Genomic DNA, 24,623 nt, shown 5'->3' on the forward strand with positions numbered 1-24,623 from the left:
ACATTTCTGCCTTATTCAAGGATTGATTTGTACTTTTTTTACTGCCCTGTTGGATAGACCCAAAATGATACCAAAGGGTTTAAACCGGCCGAAATTCTTTCCTTACAATTCGGGTAGCACTCCTGAGATTTTTAACAGAACTTTGTAATTCTTACTCATATACGAAATTCGCCATCGGCGCGATTGAATCCATTCTCATGAAATTTAAGAAACACGTTTTTATTTGTACCAATCAAAAACCAGCCCCAAAAAAAAGCTGTGGAGAAGCCCACGGCCTGGCGCTGGTCGATGCGTTCAAGGATGCGTTGAAACAACGCGGTTTACAAATTGACATCCGCGCCCAACGCGCCGGCTGCCTCGACACCTGCGCCCTGGGGCCTTCAATGGTAGTGTATCCGGAAGGCACCTATTACGGCAATGTACAACTTTCGGACGTCGAAGAAATTGTAGAAAGCCACCTCGTCAATGATCAACCGGTGGAGCGATTGGTGCTCCCGTTTTAAGGGTTCGGGCGTCAGGACATACCGGCCGGGCAGTGGTACGCAACGTCTGTCGGCGTCCTGACGCCTGACTTTCTGAGCCATGTATAAACATCTTTTTTTTGATCTCGATCATACCCTCTGGGATTTTGACCGGAACTCAACGGAATCGATTTTTGAATTGTATGAGACATTCCGGCTCTCGGAGGCCGGTATTGCCTCCGCCGACGAGTTTAACCGCCACTTTATTGCCATCAACAACCAGCTCTGGTCCGATTTTTACAACAACCGGCTGACCCATACCGACATTCGGAAGTACCGGTTTCGGATGGTCATGGATGCCGTCGGCGTTTCGGATCATTCCGTTTGTGACCAGATGAATGAGGCCTATCTGCAACTGCTGCCCCGCAAACCGCACCTGATGGAATCGGCCGCCGATGTGCTGGACTACCTCAAAGAGCGCTATCAGTTGCACGTCATTACCAACGGTTTTGACGAAATTCAGGCATTGAAAATGGCCAGTTCAGGCCTGACCGACTATTTTCAGCACATTGTGACCATCCAGAAAGCCGAAGCCAAAAAGCCGGAGCCGCGCATTTTCGAGTTTGCGCTAAATGTGTCGGGCGCATCCCTCGGTGAAAGCCTGATGATTGGCGATAATTATGAAGCCGACGTTTGCGGAGCCCTGAACGCGGGCATGGACGTGGTCTATTACAATACCGCCAGCCTGCCCATTGAAGGAGTCGCGCCAACCTACGAAATCCAGCACCTGAAAGAATTGATGGCGATCTTATAGAGCGGTTCCCGACAGGAGCGGTTTCCCGGAAAAAGTCCCTTCGCTTCCGACGACGGCAAACCGGGCAAACAGTTCTTCCGAATACCACCGTCGTTCGCGCGTCAGCCGAACCACCTCCTTGTGGCCGCTCTGCCGGTAGGCAAACTGATCGATGGTTTTCTCGTCCTTCCAGACGCTGATCGTGCATTGTTGCGTAAATGGTTTTTCACCCACACCAATGGCCAGAAGCAGATCATCCGCGTAGGCTTTCAGGCGTTGACGGGCCTGCGGAATGTGCCGCCAGAAATCGGGCAAAGCCGCCAGCCGAAGTGTGGCACGCGTCAGCACGGCCACCGGAAAACCGGTCGAACGCGAGGGCTCCGGCCCTTCAAACGGATTTTGTCCATCCCATGCGCCGTGCGACCGCAACGGGTTCATATACAGGGTTCCCACCTCCTTCGTGCTTTTGCAAAGCGTTTTCCAGCGGTCTGACTCAAAGAACAAGCGGGCGGCTTTTTCGTCCGTCCAGACGCCGAGAAAAACATAGGCCGATAAATCCGGAATCAGGCCGAAGTTGCGCCCACAGCCCATCATTTTCTGAAACTGCAGCCCTTCCGCCCGAAAAGGTTGCATGACCCACCGGCCCATGTTGGCAAAAGCCGGATACCAGCCCCGTGCCGGATACCGCAGCAAAGTGAACGTTACAATCAAAGGTTTATGAGGGTTAAATACGCCTACGGGATCGCTGACTGCCACCAATTATTTTTTTGAAGCCTGAAAAAAATAATGGTCAGGTTTTCAAAACCACCGAATTCCCAACGCTTTTTTCCCGGACACTGTTCATTTACGCCAACACTTTGGGTACATTTTTCCACAAAAAAGCCGCCCCAACCAGCGCGGTCGGAGCGGCTTTTCTACTTACCTAACTGAAATTAGTTGTTGTCGTTATCGAGTTTTTCACCGGCTTTGTCAAACGCATCGCCGATGCTTTTGCCCGCTTCCTTAAAGCCTTTTTTCACATCTTTCCAGGCGGCTGCGGTGGCGTTCTGAGCGTTTTCCAGATCCTGACCCAGTTCCTTCCGGTCTTCTTCCAGTTCGGCCAGTTTTTCTTTGGATTTTGCCTTGGCTTCCGCCCCTTCGCGGTTGATATCCGCCTTTAACTTATCGATACGGGCATCCAGATCCCGTTGTTCTTCCTTAATATCAGCCACGACTTTGTCGCGTTCCTCCCGAAAATCGGCAGCCGCTTCATCGCCTTTGGCTTCCATTTTATCACCGGCTTCTTCGGCATCAGCCTCTACAGCTTCACCCGTTTTTTCCATAGCATCTTCGGTGCGGGATTCATTTTTCCCGTCATTCTGACAAGACGTCAGCGATAATGAAGCCACAAGGAAAGCTGCCCCGGCCAACATACGAATCTGTTTGAACGTCATGATCACCTTTTTCATACGATTTACTGATTGATTGGTTTGTAAACACCCCTTGTCAAAAGCAGTGCCAAAAGAAAGGGAGTTAAGAGTGAAGAGTTAAGAATTAAAAGTACTGTATGCGTCAGCCTACTTTTAATTCTTAACTCTTCACTCCTCAAATGCTTTTCCACTTAATGGCGCAGCCGATGGCTTTGGTGGTGGTCAGGACAACGGGGCGGCCCTGCAGCAGATTATTGACCGCGTCCTCCACATACCGCCGTCGCACGCCCGAAGGAATCTGCGGACTGTCGTCGATGGAGCCGGTATACTCGACTGTAAACCGGTCGCCGGAACGTTTCAGGATGAACGCTTCGGGTGTGCGGGTGGCACCAAAGGCGTGGGCCACGGTCTGGCTTTCGTCCGACAAATACGGAAATGAATAGTTTTTTTCCTGCGCCCGGATTTTCATATTCTCAAACGAATCCTCGCTGTAGGCACCCGGGTCGTTGGGTTGAATGGCAATCACCGGAAAACCGGCCACGGCGTATTTTCGGTCCAGCGCCATCACGCGCTCTTCGTAGGCTTTCGAAAACGGGCAGTGATTGGACGTAAAGACCAGAATGACCCCTCTCCCGTTTTTATAATCGCTCAGTGAAACCAGGCGACCATCGACATTTTTTAGCTTAAAATCCACGACGGCGTCGCCAATGGCATATACTTTCTCCCCGGCAAAAGGAGGTGCCGGAGCAAACGTGGCTGCTGCCGCAATCATCAGCACAGCAAGCAGGCTTATCCATGCTTTCATACGAATCGAGTTAAAGTCGGAATAATCTTCTTCGTAGGACGATACAATGCCGAACCCACACACCCTTTCGGCCAGGTAACCGACGGCCAGCCCCTCCTACGTTCCGCGAGCCGTTTAACCCGAAAACGCTGCACAAAATTCGTGCTAACCAACAAATAACCAGTGCGTTTCCTGTTAATTTAACATTTCTGGCGAATAGAAGGTTCTGGTTTCTTTTTTCAAACAAAAACTCCTATATTTGCACCTCATTTCTGAGAAACAACATTTTCTGTATCAATCATGTATGCAATCGTAGAGATCGCAGGGCAGCAATTTAAAGTTGAAAAGGGCCGATACGTCTATACCCACCGGTTAGAAGGCGACACGGACGCTGCACTTGTGTTCGACAAGGTACTACTTGTCGATAATGACGGGACTATTTCGGTAGGCGCCCCGACCGTCGAAGGCGCTCAGGTTTCCGGCAAAATTCTGGAACACCTGAAAGGCGAAAAAGTGATCGTCTTTAAAAAGAAACGTCGGAAAGGCTATAAGAAGAAAAATGGCCACCGTCAGTATCTGACCAAAGTATTAATCGAAGACATAACTCTGTAATTATCGTTTAAGGTTTGAGGTTTAAGGTTTAACGTGTAAAACGGAAATTCCTTAAACCTTAAACCTCAAACCTCAAACTTTCTAAAAAAATGGCGCACAAGAAAGGTGTAGGTAGTTCAAGGAACGGCCGCGACTCGATGAGCAAACGCTTGGGTGTGAAACTGTTCGGTGGTCAGTCGGCCATTGCCGGTAACATCATCGTTCGTCAACGCGGCACCAAGCATCACCCCGACAAAAACGTCGGCATTGGCCGTGATCACACGCTGTTTGCGTTGGTCGATGGCTCCGTACATTTCCGCAAAGGCAAAGGTGGTCGTTCATTCGTGAGCATCGTCACGTCAGCCCCGGCAGCGGTAGAAGCGGCTCCGGCAACGGAAGTAGCCGAAGCCCCGGTAGCTTAATCAAATACTGGTTGTGATTCCGGACGGTTTCACAGCGATCTTCAAAACCTGTCTGGGAATACCGGACAGGTTTTTTATTGTTGGTAAACTAATCAATCCGGACGGGTGTTTGCCCAGTAGCGGTTTTTGATACACAACTGAAACGATTACGAAAATGACGAGTACGTTATATCCTGCTTTATCGCTGTATACCGAAAGCAGCCCGAATCCCAACTCAATGAAGTTCGTAGTGAACTTTCCGTTGGCACCGGAAGGACTTTCGTTCGATTATGCCGACGCGTCGGAAGCTCTGATCAACGGGAAAAATTCGCCCCTGGTCGTGGCTTTATTTGGCTTCGATTACGTGAAGCGGGTGTTTATTGCCAGCAACTTTATCACCGTTACGAAAGACGAACAAACCGAGTGGGAAGATGTTCTGATTGAGGTTAAACAATACATCCGGGCGTATTTCAACGACCAGAAACCGGTTTTTGCCCAGCAAACCATCGACTCCAACACCACCAAAGTGGAAGCGGATTCGCCGACGATTCAAAAAATCAAGTCCGTTCTGGACCAATACATTCGCCCGGCCGTTGAATCCGACGGGGGGGCCATCAGCTTCCACTCGTTCAACGACGAAGACGGCACCGTGAAGGTGTTGCTGCAAGGTTCCTGCAGTGGTTGCCCCTCTTCCACCCTGACCCTGAAAGCCGGTATCGAAAATCTCCTGACGCGTTTAGTGCCCGAAGTAAAACAAGTCGAAGCAGAAGGCGTTTAAAGAATTATGAACGATGGGTGATGAACGATGAATCTTGTATGCGTTAGCTAATTCATCGTTCATCATCCATCATTCATAATCTAGATTTATAACCTTTTTGTTTATGGGTTTACGGCTCACCCGTTTTCTATTTTTTTGTCTGTTTACCTCTTCGGTTGCGGCCCAAAATTTTCTGGGTGTCGCGCCCAGCCCATACGGCGGCACCCAGAGCCTTTATCTGAATCCCGCTTTTGCCACCGACTCCAAATACGGTTTTTACCTGAATCTGGGGGCCGGAAATGCCCACATCGACAACAATTACGTTCGCTACCAGGCTCCCTATTCGCTCTCTTCGCTTGCACTGAAACGGGTGCCGGATCAATATAAACTATCCGATGGAGCCGTTTTATTCCGCCCCGAATACCTGGAAGAAATTGCCAACGGAAAGCCCAAAAATGCCACCGCCTGGACCGATCTGCGCGGGCCGTCTCTGTTGCTTCAACTGGGCGGGCGGGCGGCCATTGGGCTGACAACCCGGCTACGGGCCACGGCCCAGATCCGCAATGCGTCGGAATCGCTGCTGTCGGTGGTGCGGGCGGGTTTGCAGGACGAACAGCTCTACAACATTCCGAATAAGGATAACCAGTTCAGTATCAACACCAACACCTACGCCGAAATTGGGCTGACACTGGCGGCAGCACTCATTCAGGACGAGTATCAGCAACTTTCGATTGGCGTCACGGTGAAACGCCTTCAGGGCATCACGGCCGGTTTTCTAAACAACAAAGGGCTGTCCTACCGCGTCCTGTCGGATACCGCCAATTCCGGGTCTTATTATATGCAGGTCGATCAGCTCAACGCTGAACTGGGTTACACGACCTATTTGCAGGATCAGGGGCGGTCGGTCAGCCTGCGTCAGTTTTTCGACGGCAACAACCCCGGCAGAGGCTGGGGAGCCGACATTGGCTTTTCGTACCAGCTAAAATCGGCCGATGACCCGGACCAGTATGCGCTCCGTTTAGGGGTAGCGTTAATGGATATCGGTGCCATTCGGTACGAGGATAACCGGTACGTCCAACGGTATTCGATCAACACCACCAACCAGCAATTTACGTCCGACGATTTCATCAACGCCAAAGGCAGCGAAGGCATTGCCGAAGTGGTTCGCAATGAATTGAATCTGACCGAAGCCAACAACACCGGGCGGTTTACGTCCGGATTGCCAACGGCACTTTCTCTCAATGCAGACATCAACATCGGGCGGGGCTTCTACCTGACGGGGACTTTACTCAAGGATTTGCGGGCCAAAGACGCCATTGCCATTCGCCAGCCTTCGCTGGTTGCGATAACGCCCCGGCTCGAAACATCCACGGTTGGCGTGGCCATTCCGCTGGTGTTTCTGAACAACGCCTTCATGGCCGGGGCTTCCGTCCGCGTGGGGCCGGTTTTTCTGGGAACCGATAATTTGTTTGGGATGATTGGCAGTAATTCCAATAAATTGCGTCCGCGCGGGGCCGATGTCTATGCCGGGCTGGCCCTGGGCAGCCGTCGCCGAAAACCGTAGTCTTCAAGCGAAATGAAAGGTTTTAACGCTTTTATTCTTTCCCTACTCCTGACGCTACAGGCCGTAGTTAGTGCCGGACAAACCAGTCCGGTGGAAGAATACACTGTTCGGATTGAAACGAAAGACCGCAGCGGCCGCCTGCTTCCGGCAACCCTGACCATTACCAACGAAAAAACCAGGAAAGTCCAGCGCGGTACGCTGCAATTGGGTTCCTATACGGTGGCGCTACCAGCCGGGAACATCTACCGGCTCGATGCCAATTATGCCGGCTACCGACCGGCGCAGAAAATTCTTCGTCTCGACCACGTAACGGACCCGGAGCAATCCCAGCAAACCATCGTGCTCGAAATGGAACGCGAAGTTTCGGCCGAATCACCCGTTAATGTCACCGTGGTCGACTACGACACCAAGCAACTCATCCGGCAGAAGCTGAATGTCCAGATTCAGGAATTTAACGGAAAACGGGTGATTATGACCGGGCCACCGCGCGAAGGACGCTTTACGTTTCTGGCAGAATTCGGGCAAAAAATCCGGTTTACCGTGGAGGTTGAAGGCTATCAGCCCTACGAATATACCGTTGATGTGAAAGACCAGCACGACATCACGATTCGGTTGCAGCGGGCCAAAAGTCCGGTCGTAGCCGAAACGCAGCCCACCGCAGAACCGGTTTCACCAGCCACCACCCCGCCGGTGGTGACCACACCCAGCCCCAAGCCAACGGCTCCCCCGGTCGTGGCCGAGACTAAACCGGTGGTGCCGGAAGCCAAACCAGCGACCGCAGCCGCCCCGGTCAATACGGATTTAGCCACGCTGACAACGGGCAAAACCGTTACGCTCAACAACGTTTATTTCGACCAGAGCAGTTATTTACTGCGCCCCGAATCCTACACCCAATTGAATCAGTTGGTGGCTCTGCTGAAAAGCCGGCCGGGTTTGCGAATTGAGATTTCGGGCCATACCGACAACGTGGGCGATCCCCGGCTGAATCTGGCGCTTTCCGAAAACCGCGCCCGGGTCATTACGACCTACCTGATTAGCAACGGCATTCCCGAAAACCGCCTTCGTTTCAAAGGATACGGTCAGACGAAACCCATTGCGGCCAACGACACGGAAGAGAATAAACGGAAAAACCGGCGGGTTGAAGTGCGGTTACTGGACGGATAAATTATTGGTCGATGACGCCGACGTCAACGCCAGCCAATGCTGGTAGACCTGCCGCATCAGCTCTTTAATTTCTTCAAAATATAGGGGTTTACCGATACAAACCGTGGCTCCGAGGTCGACGCACAATTCCATCTCGCCCTGATTCTGCGTATTGACAAACAAGACTACCGGGATGCGTTGCCAGACCGATCTTCCCTTGATTTCCCGCAGCGTGTCGAATCCGCTCAGGCCCGGCATGTATTTATCCAAGATGATGATCCACGAACGCAGTGCAGCCGGCGAATCGCCTTCCTGCTCCATAAAACTTAACAGCCGCTCTCCACTGTCAAACTCCCGAATCGGGGCCGCCATTTCCATCGATTCAAGCGCCATTCGCATCAACATCCGGTCCTCTTCGTCGTCATCTACCAACAAAACCGTTGGTCTACTCTCAGAATTAGTATACTGTGTTTCCATGCGATCCAATTTTCGTTCACAAGAAGCGCCAAAAATCGGCAATCGTGGGCAATGGTTAAGCCCATTCAATCAAAAAACGAAGAATGTAGAAGAAAAATTAAACAAAATTCCACAGAAACCGGCCGACAGACGGCTTGCATCCTGGCCTGAAACGATTCAATGACGGTTTTGCCCTTTTACCGGGTAATCAGCAAACTGCCGCTCCGGTGGGGCTGCGAGTCACCGGGTTTAATCACATAATGGTAGACCGCCGGGGGCAAATCCTGCCCTGCGCTTTTGCCATCCCACGGCTGCGAATACCCCTGCGAAACAAAAACCGGGTTGCCCCAGCGGTTGTATACTTCAACCTGGCAATCAGGATAATCGCTGATTCCCCGGATCACCCAATGGTCATTCATTCCGTCGTTGTTGGGCGTAAAAGCATCCGGGATAAAAAGGGCCGTCACCACCGTCACCGTCAGCCGGGTGGTATATTCACAGCCCTGTGGGGTAGTGGCTCTCACCCGATACGTGGTGGTAGTGTCGGGGCTGGCAAAAGGCTCGGCGGCCACCGGACTGCTCAATCCGATGGAGGGTGTCCAGTAATACTGGAGCGAATCGATGCTGTTTTTGTTCAACTGAACCTCGCTTCCCCGCCGAACCGTCGCGTTGGCAACGGCAATGGTCGGCGCCTGATGCACAACCACCGTCTGTTGCGCCCGGCCCGGACAGGTATTTCCCGGCATCGACAGCGTGTAGGTAATCACAAACTGACCGGGGCCGGTTTTGGCCGGATCGAATTCCAGCCCCGAAACGGCACCGGCCGCCCGCCCCACACCGGCAAACGTTCCGCCACCGGGTTCGGCACTCAGGGCCAGACGTGCGGTGGCATTTTCGCAAAGAGCCGGTAAAGGCGCCATCGTAACGGTGGGAGCGGTTTTAAATTGCAGCAGAACCTCTTCAGAAGTGGCCTGACACTGGTTGGTGTCGGTAACGGTTAACACATAATGACCGGCTTGTGTAACCGCCAGCGACGCGCCTGATTCCTGGTCGATGACGGTTCCGGTATTGGCCCACTGGTAGGTATAGGTCGGGCGGGTGATGGCGTTCAACCGGATGGTATCGCCGGAACAGGCCGTCGTCAATGCGGGGGGCACAATCGACGCCTGCGGTTTGGGTTTCACCCGAACCATGACGCTGTCGGTGACGACGCAGCCGGTAATAGCACTCGTGATCTGAACCTTGTATTCGCCGGTTTCATGCGGCTGATAATCCGGCTCGCTGGCCCCCGGAAACACGCGGTCATCTTTGAACCACGCGTACGAATACGGGCCTTCGGGGGCTTTCAGGATAACGGATTTCCCGTCGCAGAACGTAGTCGGCCCCGTCGCCGTCAGCTTCAGGGTCTCGGCTTCCGACAGATCGACTTTCACGCTGGTTTGCGCCGGGCTGGGTTTGCCGCAGGTGTTCCGGAATTGTTTGACCACCGTATAATTTCCGGATTCTCGGGCCACCAGCGTAGCCAGCGTATCGCCCGGCAGATTGATACCATCGCGTTGCCACTGAAACGACCAGGTGGGGGAAGCCTCGGTTTTGAGGGTTACGCTTTGACCCTGGCAGGCTGATACGCTCGAAATGGTGCCATCTGCGGCCTTGCCGATCTGGGCATTTTCCGGGGCTTTTTCCAGCGTAATCGTTGGTGCGGGTGGCGTGTTATTGGGACAATCGACAACGGCCAGTTGAAAATCCCGCCGAACAGAACCGATCCGTTTCCCATCCCGGTATTCTTCGCACAAAACCGCAAAAGCAAACAGGCCAATTTGGCTGGCGGTTACGTTGAGCACCCCGGTTTCGGCATTGACCTGAAGACCCGGCGTACCGGGTACGGAACTGGCCGCACTGAACCCGGCTTTCCACCCGACGGTCGGATAGGTCGAACTGGGCTGGTTGTCAAAGGCAACACCTTGATTTGTAAAACCTTTGTAGGGCGTGACAATCGAATATTTCAATTGATCGCCATCGGCGTCAGTGGCTTTGAAGCTGAAGGTGAACGGCTGTCCCTTGCAGGCGTACTCGCCCGTGGGAACCGAAAAAACCGGTGAGGAATTCGGGACGGTTTTTATAGGCGGAAAATCCAGATAAAAAACCATGCCCGACTCGTCGGCCTGAACGATGTTATCGATGGCTCCACTGCGGCAACACACCCCGTGAACGACGTAATAGCCGTCGGGGTCGTCGAAGCGATCCCCGGAAAGTTCTATATCTTTGCTATAAACCACCTCACGAAGTTTCAGGGGCCGCAGTTGCGCACAGGCCTGGTTAGAAACGGCGAGAGCCTGCTCACTGAGTAGGGGGAGTTCGAACTCACCCATTTTCAGATTGTCCCGTCGGCGGTAAATGGCCAGTTTGAGGCTTGGTTTGATGTCACCCGCCTGGCTGTTTTGTTCGTCGATGAACAAATCCAGCGACAAGGTGTATCGGTCAGGCGTTCCCCCGGCGGTAAGCCGGACGTTGCCGCCGACGATGTGTGAAGCTGATGTCCAACGACTTAAGCCGATAAACACCAGAAGTAAAAGAAACGTATTCCGTTGAGCCATAGACCACATGCTATCCCGGTATATTCTTACAAAAAGTAAGCCATTATGGCAGAAGTTAAAAGAATCGTTCTAAAAATTTTCATTTTCAGCCCTTTATTCCCTGATTTCAAGCGACAAATTGGTATCAACTCATCCGAAAAACAGTATCTTTTACGAAATTTTGTAGTTTTGGTTAACCACATGGCTGACTCCCGAACCATTCCGCTCCGGCGGGGTTGTTCAACAAATTGAGGGTATGACTGAGCGCGTAACGTTTTTCGACACAAAAATTGACTATTTGAAGGGTGTAGGCCCTCAGCGGGCGTCGTTACTCAATACCGAACTCAACATTTTTACATACCGGGACCTGATTCAGTATTACCCGTTCCGTCACGAAGACCGCACCCGCTTCACCACCATCATTGAACTCTCGGAAGCCCTCCCGGCGGCCCAGGTCATCGGCCGCATCCGCGACTGGGCGGTGATTGGCGAAGGCCCCAAGAAGCGGCTGGTGGCTGAGTTTACCGACCATACCGGTTCGATGGATCTGGTTTTTTTTCAGGGCATTTCGCATTTTGAGAAATTTCTGCGCCCCGGTGCCGAATACATCGCCTACGGCAAACCCATTGCTTTTGGCAGCAAATACAGCATCACGCACCCGGAACTCGATCCCTTAACCGCCGAAAACGAGCAGGGCAGTACGTTTCACCCGATTTATAACCTGACCGAAAAGCTGCGCCGGATGCGGGTCGACAGCAAGCTGATTGCCCGCATGATGCAACAGTTGCTCGAAATAGCGTATCCGCACATTCATGAAACGCTGCCCAATTCGCTGCTGGAAAAATACCGGATGATCTCGAAAGCCGACGCGATTGAGAACATCCATTTGCCCAAAAGCCAGGCCTGGCTCAAACAGGCCGAACGGCGGCTGAAGTTCGAAGAACTGTTTTACAACCAGTTGCGGCTGATCAAAAACAAGCTGATTCACAAAACCGAATACCCCGGCCAGGTATTCCGGAACATGACGCTGCTGAACCGGTTTTATAAGGAGTTCATGCCGTTCTTACTAACCGATGCCCAGAAGCGGGTTTTGCGCGAAATTCACGGCGATCTGGTCAGCGGAAAACAGATGAACCGGCTGTTGCAGGGCGACGTCGGCAGCGGCAAAACGATCGTCGCCTTCATTGCCATGCTCATGGCCATCGACAACGGCGCCCAGGCCTGCATCATGGCCCCGACCGAAATTCTGGCCGACCAGCATTACTACGGACTGAAAATGTTTGCCGACCAACTGGGCCTGACCATCGGGCGGCTGACGGGCTCGACCCGTACCAAAGGCCGCCGGATCATCCATGACCAGTTGCAGAGCGGTATGATGCACATTATCGTCGGCACGCACGCGCTGCTGGAAGACGTGGTGCAGTTCAAGAACCTCGGTTTGTGCATCATCGACGAGCAACACCGATTTGGCGTGGCCCAGCGCGCCCGGCTCTGGAACAAAAACCAGGAGATTTACCCGCACATGATGGTCATGACAGCCACGCCCATTCCGCGGACGCTGGCGATGACACTTTACGGCAACCTCGATCTGTCGGTGATCGACGAACTCCCGGCGGGTCGGAAACCGATCAAAACCGTTCATCGGTATGATACGCACCGGCTGGAAGTATTTGGGTTCATCCGGCAGCAAATTGAGCAGGGGCGGCAAATTTACATTGTGTATCCGTTGATTGAAGAGTCGGAAAAACTGGACTTCAAAGACCTCATGGACGGGCACGAAAGCATCACCCGCGCGTTTCCGAATCACCCCATTGGCGTTCTGCACGGACGGATGACGGGCTACGACAAGGATTTTGAAATGGACCGGTTTGTGAAGGGCGAGACCAAAATCATGGTGGCTACAACCGTAATTGAAGTCGGCGTAAACGTACCGAATGCCAGCGTGATGGTGGTCGAAAGTGCCGAGCGGTTCGGTCTGGCGCAGTTGCACCAGTTGCGGGGGCGCGTTGGGCGGGGTGCCGAGCAATCGTATTGCATTCTGATGACGGATTATAAACTCTCGAAGGAAACCCGCACCCGCATCGAGACGCTGGTGAAAACCAACAACGGTTTTGAAATTGCCGACGTAGACCTCCAGCTTCGCGGCCCCGGCGACCTTTCCGGCACGCAGCAAAGCGGCATTGCCGACCTGATTCTGGCCGACCTGGCCAAAGACGGAGCCATTCTGATGGCGGCCCGGGAGTCGGCGCAACAGATTCTGGACGAAGACCCCGATTTGATTTTGCCCCAACACGCCCCGATCCGGAACCAGGTAGAAATGCAGCGGGCGGACGAAACGAACTGGAGCCGGATCAGTTAGCGTCCGCAGATCAAGATCTGCACAGTTTTTATCAGAATTTCAACTTGATTTCCTGCGCCATTTCGGTAACAACTTGCGGATTTTGCCGGTTTTTGGTTTGCCGTTTCACCTCAATCTGTGTACGTAACAAGACATCATCCAGCACTTCGCCCGACCGAAGGTGGTTGAGAAGCGAACGGGTGTATACGCCATTTCTTCCGGAACTATTTTCGGCAACGTTTCCCCAGCCGGTTGCCATTGCCAGATACATATTGCCTTCGCCGGAAAGATCACCAACGGGTTTAAATCCTCGGGAACCGCCCCGGCTGAAGGATTTAAAAGGGTTATCGCGGCAGGCGTCCATGATAATGACGTTAAAAGCCGCATGGGTATTCCGGCGCATCCGGTCAATCAGTTTCTGCACATCGACCCCCTGGAGATCCACATCGTCCGGATCCGTCAGCTTTGCATCCACCGGAATCAGGTAGTTGTGATTATCGAATTCAATACCGTGTCCGGCATAGAAAAAAAGCGCGACATCGGCGTTTTTAAGCTGTTGATTGAACTGACCGATGCTTGTTTCAAGCGTGGATTTGGTAGAATTCGTCACCAGCGTCACCAAAAAACCCAGCGCGCGCAGCCGATCGGCGATATCAGTGGCATCATTGACGGGCATTCCTTCCAGCGACGACCCATTCTGGTAAGCGGAGTTGCCGACCACGAGCGCAAAGCGTCGGGGAAAGGCTACGACAACGGCTTGGCTAGTCGGTGGTTCAGTCGGCCTATCGGGTTTCGAATCGACCGGTTGCTGGGCAGCAGCCGTGGTAGTAGGGGTGGTCTGGCCCGGTTTTGGGCCCGGCGTGGTAGTCGGTTTAGATTCGAGAGGGCGCTGTGCAACGGGGTCGGCGGGTATTGTGGTCAAAAATGGTTCGTCGCCGATGGGCATGACACAAGCCACTTTTTTCTCCTCAAACTGCTTCAGAATGTTTTGCAGATTGGTTAAATGCTCGTTCAGATCAGCTTCTGTACTTTTGGTCTCTCTGGCCCGTTCAAAATACGGCACTACCTTTTTGAACGTGCCACATACCTGCCCTTCTATCCGTTTGCCATACTGGGCATACTCCGCCAAATTCATGCCATCGACTACTTTTTTAAGTTTAACAGCCTGGTTAAAATACCATACACCCATGTTAAAATTGGCATCGTAATTACCAGGATCAAGGGCTAGCGCGCGGGTCAGATAAGCTTTTTCCAGTTTTTTTTCTCCGACAAATTTCTCCCTGACCTCCGCCAGCCGCCTGCCAGATTCCAACGCGGCTGAAGCGTGCATGGCCGATTGGTCATTCGCTTCCAGTTGAACGATTGTAGCTTGATTATCAGTAATGCGTTGTTTTACCGTGCCTAGTTGACGTTTCAATTCGGCATTTTGGGGTTGTTTCCTGAGAAGCGCATTGAGTCGCTTCTGCTCAGTCAGATAGACGTCCAGCGTTTTTTTCGTATCCGCCAGTTGTTTCCCCAGATCGCTTTCTTTCTTGGTCTCAATTTCCAGTTTGCCAACTTCCTCGTCCGTTTTAGTAGCCCTATTCGTGTAGATGATGGAAAGATTAACGAGACTTTGTACATCGTTCGGATTTCGCTCAACCGCCTTTTTTAAATCGTCAATTGCCTCATCGATCCGATTGGAAGTCAAAAAAATATTGATTCGTTCGTTGGCAAGATCCCGGTTAGCGGGGTGGATGGCAATGGCTTTGTCGAGCGTAGAAAGGGCCTTTTCATAGTCCTGATCGGCTTTATAAAACGATGACAAGGTGTAAAAAACTGCAGCATCCCGCCCTCCAAGCGCAACGTATTTTTCAAATTGTGTTTTTGCGGTTGGCTCATCTTTTAGTTGTTGAGCGGCAATTCCGGTGTAAAGTGGGGCAATGGTGTCATTTGGCATGAGGCTACTAGCTTCCGACATGTATCGGATAGCGGCCGTGAAGTCTTTTTTCTGAAAAGCGGCAACGCCCAGTTCCATCAAATCCGTATACCTTTTTGCTTCATTTTTCTGCGCCTGGGCAGGTGGTATGCATTCAAACACACTGATAAAAAGCCACAGTAGGGTGACAATTGTTTTTCTATCTAGTTTCAACATGCTTTCATTTCGCTTCAAAGTTCCGACTTAAACAACAGGCGTCTGTTGGATGGGTAGTATGGGTACAAAGACCTAAACCGGCGAAAAGAGAACCGATCAGAAACAAACTCCATCAAACACCGTCAGCTAAAAATGCCCAATCAGGCAATAAGTTATCATCTGAATTGAAAAAAACGGCAGAAACGATAATAAAAAACATTTACCCCAATCCTTATATATTTACCCCAAAAAATCGAATGAAACCCCTCTCCCGTCGCCACTTCCTACAATCCTCCACCCTGATGGTGGGCAGTCTGCTCGTTCCACCGCTACCGGTTTTGAAAACAGCCCCAAAACCGCTGCGGCTCGGCGGCCCCATCTTCCTGAAAAGCGATGACCCGGAAGCCTTAGCCCGCGAACACCGGCGGCTGCACTACAGCTCGGCCTATGTTCCGGCGGTCAAGCTGACAGAAACCGCCAAAATTGCGGCCATCCGGAAGGCTTTTGCGGAGCAGAACGTTCTCATCGCCGAAGTCGGTGCCTGGGTTAATATGCTGGATCAGGATGCCGAAAAACGGAACAAAAACCTGGCGTATGTGACCGAGCGGCTGGCGCTGGCCGAAGAGATCGGGGCGCTGACCTGCGTAAACATCGCCGGTTCCTACAACCCGAAACAGTGGGACGGCCCGGATGCCCGCAATGTAACGAAAGAATACTTCGATGCGACGGTGGAAAACTGCCGGAAGGTCATCGATGCCGTTAAACCAAAAACCGCCAAATTTGCGCTCGAAATGATGGGCTGGAGTTTGCCCGACGGGCCGGATTCGTACCTCAAATTCATCAAAGCCATCGACCGCCCGGCTTTTGGCGCACACATCGACATCGCCAACATCATCAACACGCCCGAACGGTTTTACAACAACACGGCCCTGATCAACGAGACTTTCCGCACGTTAGGGCGCTGGATTGTGGCAGTTCATGCCAAGGATGTCCACGGCAAGGATGTCCATTTTGCCGAAACGATGCCGGGTCGCGGAACGCTCGATTACGTTGCCTACATCCAAAATGTTACGGCCTTGTCGAACGAAGTTCCCTTTATGCTCGAACACCTCCGCACCCCGGAAGAATACGACGAAGCCCGGCAATTCGTTATCCGCAAAGCGACCGAAGCCGGGATTCCGCTGGCGTAGGGGAAGAAGAGGCTACCGAATCAAATTAGCAAACTGCTCGATCAGCGTCTTCGGAGCGCCGATTCGTTGCTGATACGATTGGTAAAAAGCCCGGTCGATGGGCCGGAATTTCTCGGCTTGCCGCGCTTCCGACCAGCCCGAACGCAGCGCCACCAACGCAGCGTGATTTTCGGTGTGCAAGGCTAACAGAATGTCCGTGATCTTTTTCTGCAACGAAACGTCCAGCGTATTTTTCAGCAAAGCCGGCCCCAGCGGTATCTCCTCCGACTCCCAGACCAGTTTAATCCGGTTTTTCAATGTCGAATCTTTCCGAACGGCTTGGTGGTACTCTTCACTGCCAAAAGCCGCCAGATCGGTTTTCCGTTCCAGCACCTGCGTCAATCCGTTGGCGTGGGTTTTACTGTACGCGACCGCCTGAAACTGGCGCTCGGGTTCCGGCAGGCCGTTGGCGTACAGATAAGCCCGTGGAATGAGGTTACCGGAGGTGGAGGTTTCGCTCACAAAGGTTATGCGATACTGAGCAGCCTGTTTCGTCAGATCGGTCATCCGGTTGACCGGCAACGATGCGTGGGCAATGAGGGCGGTTTTGTAGTTATCGCGCACATCGGGCGGCACCTGCAAAGCCGCTACCGGCGTATACGGGCTGGCCCCCCGGTTGATGAGCAGCAAATACCCAAACGTGCTGATGAGGGCTAGATCAACTTCACCAGCCTCGATACCGGCAATGAACGAGGCCACGTTCCCGTAACTTTTGGTCTGAACCGGCATTCCCAGTTTCTGACTCAGGACGTCGGCCAGGGGCTGAATATTGCCCAGGCGGTTGTTGTCGGCGTAAGTATACGTGGCCAGTGTTAGTTTCGGCATCTGGCAAAACGCCGGAAAAGCAAACCATTGAATCAGGACGATCAGCCGGATTCGGAGCAAAACAGGATTCATACAGCGTGGATGGGTTGAAATGAAACCGCGAAAGTAGTCCAATCAATCCAAACGGGCTGACAACGATTTATCAAACGGAAATGAAAAACCGCTCCTACTTCAACTGATTCTGCAAACGTTTGGCCAGCGTGTGGCTCTTGAACGAACTGCTGAGCTTGTCATACATGGCGCGGGCTTCGGCTTTGGGAAACTGGTTCCAGTACCAGTTCAGCAAATACAGGCTCAGTTGCGAATCAGGGTTGGCCTTGATCTGCTCGGCTACTTTCTGGTTTTGTTCTGCCTTCAGCCGCTTTTCTTCCCGTGCCACCCGGTTGGCAATGGCCGTGTCGCCGGTCGAACGCTGGCGGTCGTTATACAAATCCATGAGCACTTCACGATAGGGAAGGTCCACTTCATTCTGAAATTTCAGCCAGCGGTCGGTCAGCGGAGAGCCTTTCACTTCGGCTTCGCGAAACGCGTCGCGGGTGCCTTCGAGGGTCAGATCGCCGTCCCAGATAAATTGTACCTGTCCCGGCAAACCGGCCGCTACTACGTTGTAGAAATCAATTTCAGGAATGGTACGGCTGAACGAAAACTTACCATCCACTGCCCGGGTCGAATCCACGATCAACGGCTTGCTGTTGGCATTATCGGTTTTCTTGAGGTACACCATAACCGTACCCAGTCCGTTGACATTGCCCTGCAGCCTGACGTTCTTCTGGGCCTGAACCGACGTAAAAAATCCAACGCTGAGGAGGAGGACGAGACTATAAATACTTTTTTTCATGACACGATGGTGAGGCTCTTTTAAGATTTGCCGTTAAATAAAACGTTTTGATACCCAGAATGTAACCGGGTATATTACAGAGAATAAACAACAAAAGTACCCTTTCTGTCTGCGTTTGTTGTCCGTAACCGGCAGTAAACTTATCCTCTGGCCTTTTCAAATCAAAACGGTATCGTCAACCTCTACCTTTCTGCTCCATGGATGCCCTTTCCCCCACCGTCTCGTTGACTTCCGAATCTCCCGGCTACGTCGCCGTTCAGCCCGTTGCCAAAGCCGACCGCATTCAAACCATCGACGTCATTCGTGGTTTTGCGCTACTCGGCATTCTGATGATGAACATCCCGTACTTTGGCCTGTCGCACACGGCCACGCCCCGGTTTTTCACGGCCCCGGTCGATTCGCCGGATTTCCGAACCTTCCTGACGGTTTCGGTGGTTTTTGAAGGGACCATGCGGGCGTTATTTTCCATGCTCTTCGGCGCGGGAATGTTGCTGTTTATGGCCAAGAAAGACACCCAAACCGATGGCTACGGCATGCCCGATTACTACTACCGGCGGTTATTCTGGCTCATTCTGTTCGGTATGTTCAACGCGTTTGTGCTGCTCTGGCCCGGCGACATTCTGTATACCTACGGCGTTTGCGGTTTGTTTCTGTTTCCGTTTCGCAACATGAAGCCCCGAACCTACCTTCTGATCGCGTTTTTCTGCGTGGCGGTTTTGGGCGTAAAAGGATTTTTCAAGGCGATGGAAACCCAGGAGAATCGGGAAGGTTACCTCAAAGCCATTCAACTGGAGAAACAGAAAAAACCGCTGACCGACGAACTCAAAAAAGCCAAAGAAGGCTGGCTCGCCGTGGAAAAAAACGCGAAATACGACAAGAAGAAAGAAGACGAAATTAACAAAACCATGCAGGGCGATTACGGCACGATTTTCAAATCGTATCTGCCGCTGAATACCAAATTTGAGTCGGTTAAATTCTACCAGAATTTCATCTGGGACGCCTGGGCGCTGATGTTTCTGGGTATGGCGCTGTTCAAATGGGGCTTCTTTTCCAATCAACTGCCCACCCGAACCTACGTTCTGACCTTGCTGGCCGGTTACGGCATCGGTCTGTCGCTGGGCTGGTTTGCCTTCTGGGATGGCGTCGCCTGGTATACAAATCCCGGCAAAGTACTGGATGCAAATTCGTTTCCGTTCCAGGCTTTCTACCAGATTCGCCGGGCCGCTTCCGCCCTCGGACATGCCAGTTTGCTGTTGTTGATCTACCGCTCGGGCATCGTTCCCTGGCTGATGAAAGCCCTGGCCAACGTCGGACAAATGGCGTTCACCAACTACCTGATGCAGAGCATCATCTGCACCTTGTTTTTCTACGGATACGGTTTTGGCTACTTCGGCAAGCTGTCGTATTATGAACTTTACTTCGTCGTAGCCGCCGTGTGGTTGTTTCAATTCATCTTCTCGGCCCTCTGGCTCCGGTTCTTCCGCTTCGGCCCCTTCGAATGGCTCTGGCGATCGCTGACCTACTGGAAACGGCAACCCATGCAGGGTTAAAGAAGGGAATTTCAAATGAGAAATGATGAATGCTAAATGTAAAAGTGTTTCAAATCCGACCACTTTTACATTTAACATTCATCATTTCTCATTTTACATTTAAAATTACTTTTTCACAATCCGTCTTCTTCCTTCGTCCAAACATCCGCATAATCCTTCGGATGCCGCTTGAACTGGGCATGTACGTATGGACAAAGCGGAATGACTTTCAGGTTATGTTCCCGTGCATACGCCACCATCGCATCCAGCATCTGTTTGGCGTAGCCCTTTCCTTCGGCTTCCGGCACCACTTCGGTGTGGTAAACCGTCAGGTTACCATCGGTGATATTGACCACCATTTCGCCAATTTTAACGCCCTCTTCGTAGAGGTAAAAAGCACCGGGATTTTTCTGGTCCAGGTCTGGTTTGATTTCTGCCATCGTATGGTACGGTAAACGAATGCTGCACCGGTCGTTGAAAAAATGGCGGCCGGTTTGCGGAAATATAGGAATAAATCGAATTGCGACCGCTTTTCAGGGAGAAATTCCACCCCGTTTCTCATTATTTGATAACTTACCCGCCAAGCCTACGCAATCACGGTATGAAATCAAAAATGGAACGTTTGGTGATGCTTTTCTTGCCCGGTTATGCCCTGTTTCTGCTCTTTTCCACACAGGGACTGGCGCAAGCGGGGAAAGGAGATCGCATCAGCGGTTTGAACTTCGCTACCCGGAGCCCGGTCGTAGCCAGCCACGGCATGGTGGCGACGGCTCACCCCCTGGCGTCGCAAATCGGCCTCGACATGCTGAAACAGGGCGGAACCGCCGTCGATGCGGCCATTGCGGCCAACGCGGCCCTGGGCGTTCTGGAACCCAACAACTGCGGCATCGGTGGCGATTTATTCGCCATCGTCTGGTCGGCCAAAGTCCGGAAGCTGTACGGTCTGAACGCCAGCGGTCGTTCTCCGCGGGGGCTGACATCTGACAAATTAAAGGCGGTTTTAGGCGATAGCAAGACGATTCCGCTGTATGGGCCCCTGTCGGTTTCAGTGCCGGGAACCGTAGACGGCTGGTTCGAATTGCACCGGCGGTTTGGCAAACTCGCCATGAAAACCCTGCTGGCGCCCGGAATCCGCTACGCCCGCGAAGGTGCTCCCGTTCCGTCGGTCATTGCCTATTCGTGGCAGGAAGCCGTTCGGCGGCTGGAAGCGAGCCGGTCAACAATTCAGGAAGTTGACAATTTCCGCCGAACGTTTCTGATCAATCAACTGGCTCCCAAAGAAGGACAAGTCTTCAAAAACCCGGATTTAGCGGCTACCTATGAAAAGATTGCCAACGGCGGTCGGGATGCTTTTTACAAAGGAGAGATTGCTTCCGTCATCGACCGGTATGCCCGAAAAAACGGGCTATACCTGCGCAAAGAAGATCTGGCTAGTCACAAAAGCACCTGGGTCGATCCAGTTTCGGTCAATTACCGGGGCTTCGATGTCTTTGAACTACCGCCCAACGGCCAGGGAATCGCCGTTCTCCAGATGCTGAACATGCTGGAAGCGTATGATTTAAAGAAAATGGGACACAACAGCGCGGAGTATCTGCACGTACTGACGGAAGTCAAAAAGCTGGCTTTCGAGGACCGCGCCCGGTTTTATGCAGATCCGGATTTCGCCAAAATACCACTAGCCTGGCTGTTATCGAAGGACTATGCCGCCCGGCGTCGGAAATTGATCGATCCGAAACAGGCCGCCAAACGAGTCGATTCCGGTGCGCTGCCACTGCGGGAGGGCGACACGACCTACCTCACCGTGGCCGACGACGAAGGGAATATGGTGTCGTTGATTCAAAGTAACATGCTCGAATTTGGCAGTGGGCTGGTTCCCGACGGGCTGGGATTTGTTTTTCACAACCGGGGAACGAGTTTTAGCCTGCAAACCGGCCACGCCAACGAATACAAACCGGGCAAACGTCCCTTCAACACCATCATCCCGGCTTTTGTCCTGAAAAACGGAAAACCGTTCCTGAGTTTTGGCGTCATGGGCGGAGCCATGCAACCGCAGGGTCACGTTCAGATTCTGTGTAATCTCCTGGATTTCGGCATGAACGTGCAGGAAGCGGGCGATGCGGCCCGGTTTAGTCACTCCGGCAGCAGCGAACCCATTGGCACCTTAATGCTGGACGGCGGTCACCTGGCGCTGGAAAGCGGCATTTCAAACGAAGTCCGCAAGGAACTGGAGCGCCGGGGCCACCACCTGATTCCGAAGGATTTCTTCGGCGGTTACCAGGCCATCCTGTCCGATACCACGCACAAAGTCTATCACGGGGCCTCGGAAATGCGGAAAGATGGGCAAGCCGTGGGGTATTGATGAGTGAAGAATTAAGAGTGAAGAGTTATGGATGCGTCAGCAAATTCTTAACTCTTAACTCTTAATTTTTAACTCTTAATTCAAATTCCCAACTCCTTCAAAATCGCTTCCGTAATCTGACGACGGGCGGGAACAAACGTAGCGGGAACCGGTTTTGGACTTTCGATATTCGTGGCAAAATAATAGACCTTGTCGCCTTTCTCGACGTAGCCTACAAACCAGCCGATGTTGGGATTGGCACTGCCGCCGGCCCAGCCCGTTTTGCCGTACAGTTTCATGCCCGGTTTTTCGTCGATGAGCATGATTTTTTTCAGAATCGCCAGATTTTTGGGTGCAAACGGCACCTTGCCCTCGTGAATCCGGCGCAACAGATCGATTTGTTGCTCCTGTGTAATCGTGGATTTGCCTTCCAGCCAGAACGAATCCAGGTTGTCGGCGTTGATGTCCGGTTTTCCATAACCAACTTTAGCAACCCACTCGCGCATCCGTTTCAGGCCCACTTTCCGGACCACTTCCTGGTAACACGGCACGCAGGAAACTTTAAAGGCGGTTTCGAGTGTATTATCACGGTTCCAGGTTTCGATGTCCCGTTTGACGCTGTCCCATTTCATAACGGAATGCTCGTCTTTCAGAACACCGGTTTCCAGACCGATCAGCGTGTTGAGAATCTTGAACGTGGACGCGGGCAGAAAGCCCTGCCGGGTGCGTTCAAACTGATACGCCGTGTAATGGTCACGCTGCGGGTCGTAGAGCAGAAAAGACCCTTTCAGTTTCTGTTCGGTAAAAAACCGTTCGAAATCCGGGCGTTCCGTCACGGAAGCGGGGCGGTAGCTCAGCAGAAAAAGACAAGCGAGGGCAACCAGTATCTTCATAGAAAGGGCAACCGTTACGGTTTGGACGAGATGGACTGAATTTTGGCAAACTTACCCGCTCCGCCTTTTTCACCCAGGGCCGGCTCAAAACCGAGTTGAATAATGGACCCTTTCCAGGTGGGCACTTTGGTCATATCGATTTCATACGTCCGGTACTGACCGTCGCCAATAATCGGAAAATCGACAAAATTCCCGGCCACAAATTCGGGGTCTTTCGGCACCATCCACCGAAGCCGGGCCTGGGTTGCATCGGTTTTGAAAGCCCCTTTGATGTACATCTTCGGCACATCGGCGGCCTGGTACATTTCGTTGGGGCCGATCATCAGGAAACTCCCGTTATCGAGCGGCAGATCCAGTTCGTTTTTAATGGGCCAGCCGCGATCGGTTCCCTGATAATACCACCACGATTGCCGGTCGGCCACAAAGCGATAATCCGGAGCCAGTTTGGGGCGGGGTTGCGCATAGACATACTTCCGGATGTCGTCGAGCGTGCCGACGACCAGCGTGTAATCGTACTGATACTGAATATTATAGTCGATGACTTCGTAGGCCGAAGGCGTAATGTAAGCCGTTGTGAAGTCGTATTCGTCCCCAATGGGTGAGGTTCCGAAAATACCGCCGATAAAATAGTGGTGGTTCGGTTTATAGACTGCTACCCCCCAGTTGGCATCGTTGACCATCGCCATCCAGTTTTCCGGAGAGATCAGCGGTTGTCCGCCAAAAATTTCGTTGACGGTCTGGCTACTCGTTTTGGTGAGCACATCATTGGTAAACGGGCGCGCACCCGTGTAGGCAACGACATTCCGAAACGGCGCATTCAGAAAGACGGCCGGCAACTCCTGCGGTTTCGCCGAATATTGTTTCGTATCACTCCGGTTGTTGTTCAGCCGGTGACGCACTTTAACGGTATTTTTATCGAGCGTGATCCAGGTTTCAATCGTGCATTCGCCAGCCACGTTATCGTTGGGCCAGATCATCGGCACGGTTTTGACGTAAATTTCCCGCCCATCATTCCGCGACTCAAGCACTTTCGAACGGTTGCCAAAAACGTCGCCCGACATAATCGGGTTCCAGCCCAACTCCTGCCACTGCGGATGGGGTTGTTTGCCGCCCGGCGCAAAGGGTGTTGGCCCGGCATAAAACGACGCCTGAATCTGGCGGCCCGAATCCCAGTTGTTCACCAGGTTCTGCCCATTGGCCGACGTGGCCAGGTAGGTGATAGCCCCCCCCATGTTCAGATCGACACTCAGGCGAAGTGACCCGTTATCGATGTAAGAAGGCCGGGCCGGTGGATTGGGCAAACCGGTGATGGGCGAGGTTCCGGGACCGCTCCCGCCCGTATTTCCCCCCGGCGTACCCGGCGTACCCGGCGTACCGGGTGTACCTCCCTGGTTGGAAGGCGTCCGCCAAACCCGCTCTTCGTATTTGTAACAGCCTGCAAACGTCAGACCAACCACCGCTATCAGGACCCATGCACGTCGACGTACCATCATAGTTGTAAAGGAGACTAACCCGTTAATTTTCCGATCAATAAATATCTGTTTCTTTCAAAACGTAAACTTGGGGATAAGTTTACAAAATAATG

22 protein-coding genes are annotated in these 24,623 nt (G+C 52.5%); 11 read left to right on the forward strand and 11 right to left on the reverse strand.

Annotated features, from left to right (window positions below):
* The first annotated feature begins 197 nt into the window (after positions 1–197).
* Positions 198–503: a (2Fe-2S) ferredoxin domain-containing protein gene (locus DUE52_RS07900; protein WP_114405446.1), complete on the forward strand. Its 306-nt coding sequence runs from the start codon at positions 198–200 to the stop codon at positions 501–503.
* A gap of 79 nt (positions 504–582) precedes the next feature.
* Complete coding sequence (locus DUE52_RS07905; protein ID WP_114405447.1) at positions 583–1,275, forward strand: YjjG family noncanonical pyrimidine nucleotidase; 693 nt, start codon at positions 583–585, stop codon at positions 1,273–1,275.
* On the opposite strand, the gene DUE52_RS07910 is transcribed toward DUE52_RS07905, so the two are convergent.
* From DUE52_RS07910 to DUE52_RS07920, 3 genes are all read right to left on the reverse strand, one after another.
* Complete coding sequence (locus tag DUE52_RS07910) at positions 1,270–1,965, reverse strand: DUF3291 domain-containing protein (protein WP_229312098.1); 696 nt, start codon at positions 1,963–1,965, stop codon at positions 1,270–1,272. The genes DUE52_RS07905 and DUE52_RS07910 overlap by 6 nt on opposite strands.
* 221 nt (positions 1,966–2,186) lie before the next feature.
* Positions 2,187–2,702: a sll1863 family stress response protein gene (locus tag DUE52_RS07915; protein WP_114405448.1), complete on the reverse strand. Its 516-nt coding sequence runs from the start codon at positions 2,700–2,702 to the stop codon at positions 2,187–2,189.
* 136 nt (positions 2,703–2,838) lie between these two features.
* Positions 2,839–3,468, reverse strand: a complete 630-nt coding sequence (locus DUE52_RS07920) for a thioredoxin family protein (RefSeq protein ID WP_114405449.1) — start codon at positions 3,466–3,468, stop codon at positions 2,839–2,841.
* Between the two features lie 279 nt (positions 3,469–3,747).
* Between DUE52_RS07920 and rplU the strand changes: the two genes are divergently transcribed.
* From rplU to DUE52_RS32760, 5 genes are all read left to right on the forward strand, one after another.
* Positions 3,748–4,059: a 50S ribosomal protein L21 gene (gene rplU, locus DUE52_RS07925; protein WP_114405450.1), complete on the forward strand. Its 312-nt coding sequence runs from the start codon at positions 3,748–3,750 to the stop codon at positions 4,057–4,059.
* 89 nt (positions 4,060–4,148) lie between these two features.
* A complete protein-coding gene (gene rpmA, locus DUE52_RS07930; protein ID WP_114405451.1) occupies positions 4,149–4,460 on the forward strand; it encodes a 50S ribosomal protein L27 in 312 nt (103 codons plus the stop codon).
* Positions 4,461–4,614: 154 nt separating this feature from the next.
* A complete protein-coding gene (locus tag DUE52_RS07935; protein ID WP_114405452.1) occupies positions 4,615–5,217 on the forward strand; it encodes a NifU family protein in 603 nt (200 codons plus the stop codon).
* 103 nt (positions 5,218–5,320) lie between these two features.
* On the forward strand, positions 5,321–6,760 hold the full coding sequence (locus DUE52_RS07940) for a DUF5723 family protein (protein ID WP_114405453.1): 1,440 nt from the start codon (positions 5,321–5,323) through the stop codon (positions 6,758–6,760).
* Positions 6,761–6,772: 12 nt separating this feature from the next.
* The gene (locus DUE52_RS32760; RefSeq protein ID WP_229312099.1) at positions 6,773–7,924 is read left to right on the forward strand and encodes an OmpA family protein; all 1,152 of its coding nucleotides are present in this window, start codon (positions 6,773–6,775) and stop codon (positions 7,922–7,924) included.
* Here the strand turns inward: DUE52_RS32760 and DUE52_RS07950 are convergent.
* Positions 7,910–8,380, reverse strand: coding sequence for a response regulator (locus DUE52_RS07950; protein ID WP_114405454.1), 471 nt, complete (start codon positions 8,378–8,380; stop codon positions 7,910–7,912). The two genes, DUE52_RS32760 and DUE52_RS07950, sit on opposite strands and share 15 nt — an antisense overlap.
* Positions 8,381–8,556: 176 nt before the next feature.
* Positions 8,557–10,956, reverse strand: coding sequence for a T9SS type B sorting domain-containing protein (locus DUE52_RS07955; protein WP_165840891.1), 2,400 nt, complete (start codon positions 10,954–10,956; stop codon positions 8,557–8,559).
* A gap of 235 nt (positions 10,957–11,191) precedes the next feature.
* Between DUE52_RS07955 and recG the strand changes: the two genes are divergently transcribed.
* Positions 11,192–13,294, forward strand: coding sequence for an ATP-dependent DNA helicase RecG (gene recG, locus DUE52_RS07960; RefSeq protein WP_114405456.1), 2,103 nt, complete (start codon positions 11,192–11,194; stop codon positions 13,292–13,294).
* A 31-nt stretch (positions 13,295–13,325) separates the two neighbouring features.
* Here recG and DUE52_RS07965 read toward each other — a convergent pair whose 3' ends face one another.
* On the reverse strand, positions 13,326–15,353 hold the full coding sequence (locus tag DUE52_RS07965) for a caspase family protein (RefSeq protein WP_165840892.1): 2,028 nt from the start codon (positions 15,351–15,353) through the stop codon (positions 13,326–13,328).
* A 290-nt stretch (positions 15,354–15,643) separates the two neighbouring features.
* Between DUE52_RS07965 and DUE52_RS07970 the strand changes: the two genes are divergently transcribed.
* Positions 15,644–16,576 (forward strand): sugar phosphate isomerase/epimerase family protein, encoded by a 933-nt coding sequence (locus DUE52_RS07970; protein ID WP_114405458.1) that lies wholly within the window; start codon positions 15,644–15,646, stop codon positions 16,574–16,576.
* Positions 16,577–16,588: 12 nt separating this feature from the next.
* On the opposite strand, the gene DUE52_RS07975 is transcribed toward DUE52_RS07970, so the two are convergent.
* Together DUE52_RS07975 and DUE52_RS07980 are read right to left on the reverse strand one after the other, a co-directional pair.
* Complete coding sequence (locus DUE52_RS07975) at positions 16,589–17,512, reverse strand: phosphate/phosphite/phosphonate ABC transporter substrate-binding protein (RefSeq protein WP_114405459.1); 924 nt, start codon at positions 17,510–17,512, stop codon at positions 16,589–16,591.
* A 94-nt stretch (positions 17,513–17,606) separates the two neighbouring features.
* Positions 17,607–18,278, reverse strand: coding sequence for a DUF4369 domain-containing protein (locus DUE52_RS07980; RefSeq protein ID WP_114405460.1), 672 nt, complete (start codon positions 18,276–18,278; stop codon positions 17,607–17,609).
* Positions 18,279–18,475: 197 nt separating this feature from the next.
* Between DUE52_RS07980 and DUE52_RS07985 the strand changes: the two genes are divergently transcribed.
* Positions 18,476–19,828 (forward strand): DUF418 domain-containing protein, encoded by a 1,353-nt coding sequence (locus tag DUE52_RS07985; protein WP_114405461.1) that lies wholly within the window; start codon positions 18,476–18,478, stop codon positions 19,826–19,828.
* A 113-nt stretch (positions 19,829–19,941) separates the two neighbouring features.
* On the opposite strand, the gene DUE52_RS07990 is transcribed toward DUE52_RS07985, so the two are convergent.
* A complete protein-coding gene (locus DUE52_RS07990; RefSeq protein ID WP_114405462.1) occupies positions 19,942–20,247 on the reverse strand; it encodes a GNAT family N-acetyltransferase in 306 nt (101 codons plus the stop codon).
* A gap of 161 nt (positions 20,248–20,408) precedes the next feature.
* Between DUE52_RS07990 and ggt the strand changes: the two genes are divergently transcribed.
* A complete protein-coding gene (gene ggt, locus DUE52_RS07995) occupies positions 20,409–22,166 on the forward strand; it encodes a gamma-glutamyltransferase (RefSeq protein ID WP_229312100.1) in 1,758 nt (585 codons plus the stop codon).
* An 80-nt stretch (positions 22,167–22,246) separates the two neighbouring features.
* Here ggt and blaOXA read toward each other — a convergent pair whose 3' ends face one another.
* Together blaOXA and DUE52_RS08005 are read right to left on the reverse strand one after the other, a co-directional pair.
* On the reverse strand, positions 22,247–23,038 hold the full coding sequence (gene blaOXA, locus DUE52_RS08000; RefSeq protein ID WP_114405463.1) for a class D beta-lactamase: 792 nt from the start codon (positions 23,036–23,038) through the stop codon (positions 22,247–22,249).
* A 14-nt stretch (positions 23,039–23,052) separates the two neighbouring features.
* Positions 23,053–24,531, reverse strand: coding sequence for a hypothetical protein (locus DUE52_RS08005; protein ID WP_114405464.1), 1,479 nt, complete (start codon positions 24,529–24,531; stop codon positions 23,053–23,055).
* Between the last annotated feature and the right edge of the window lie 92 nt (positions 24,532–24,623).

The sequence above is a fragment of the Larkinella punicea genome (genome assembly GCF_003334855.1).
Lineage (GTDB): Bacteria > Bacteroidota > Bacteroidia > Cytophagales > Spirosomataceae > Larkinella > Larkinella punicea.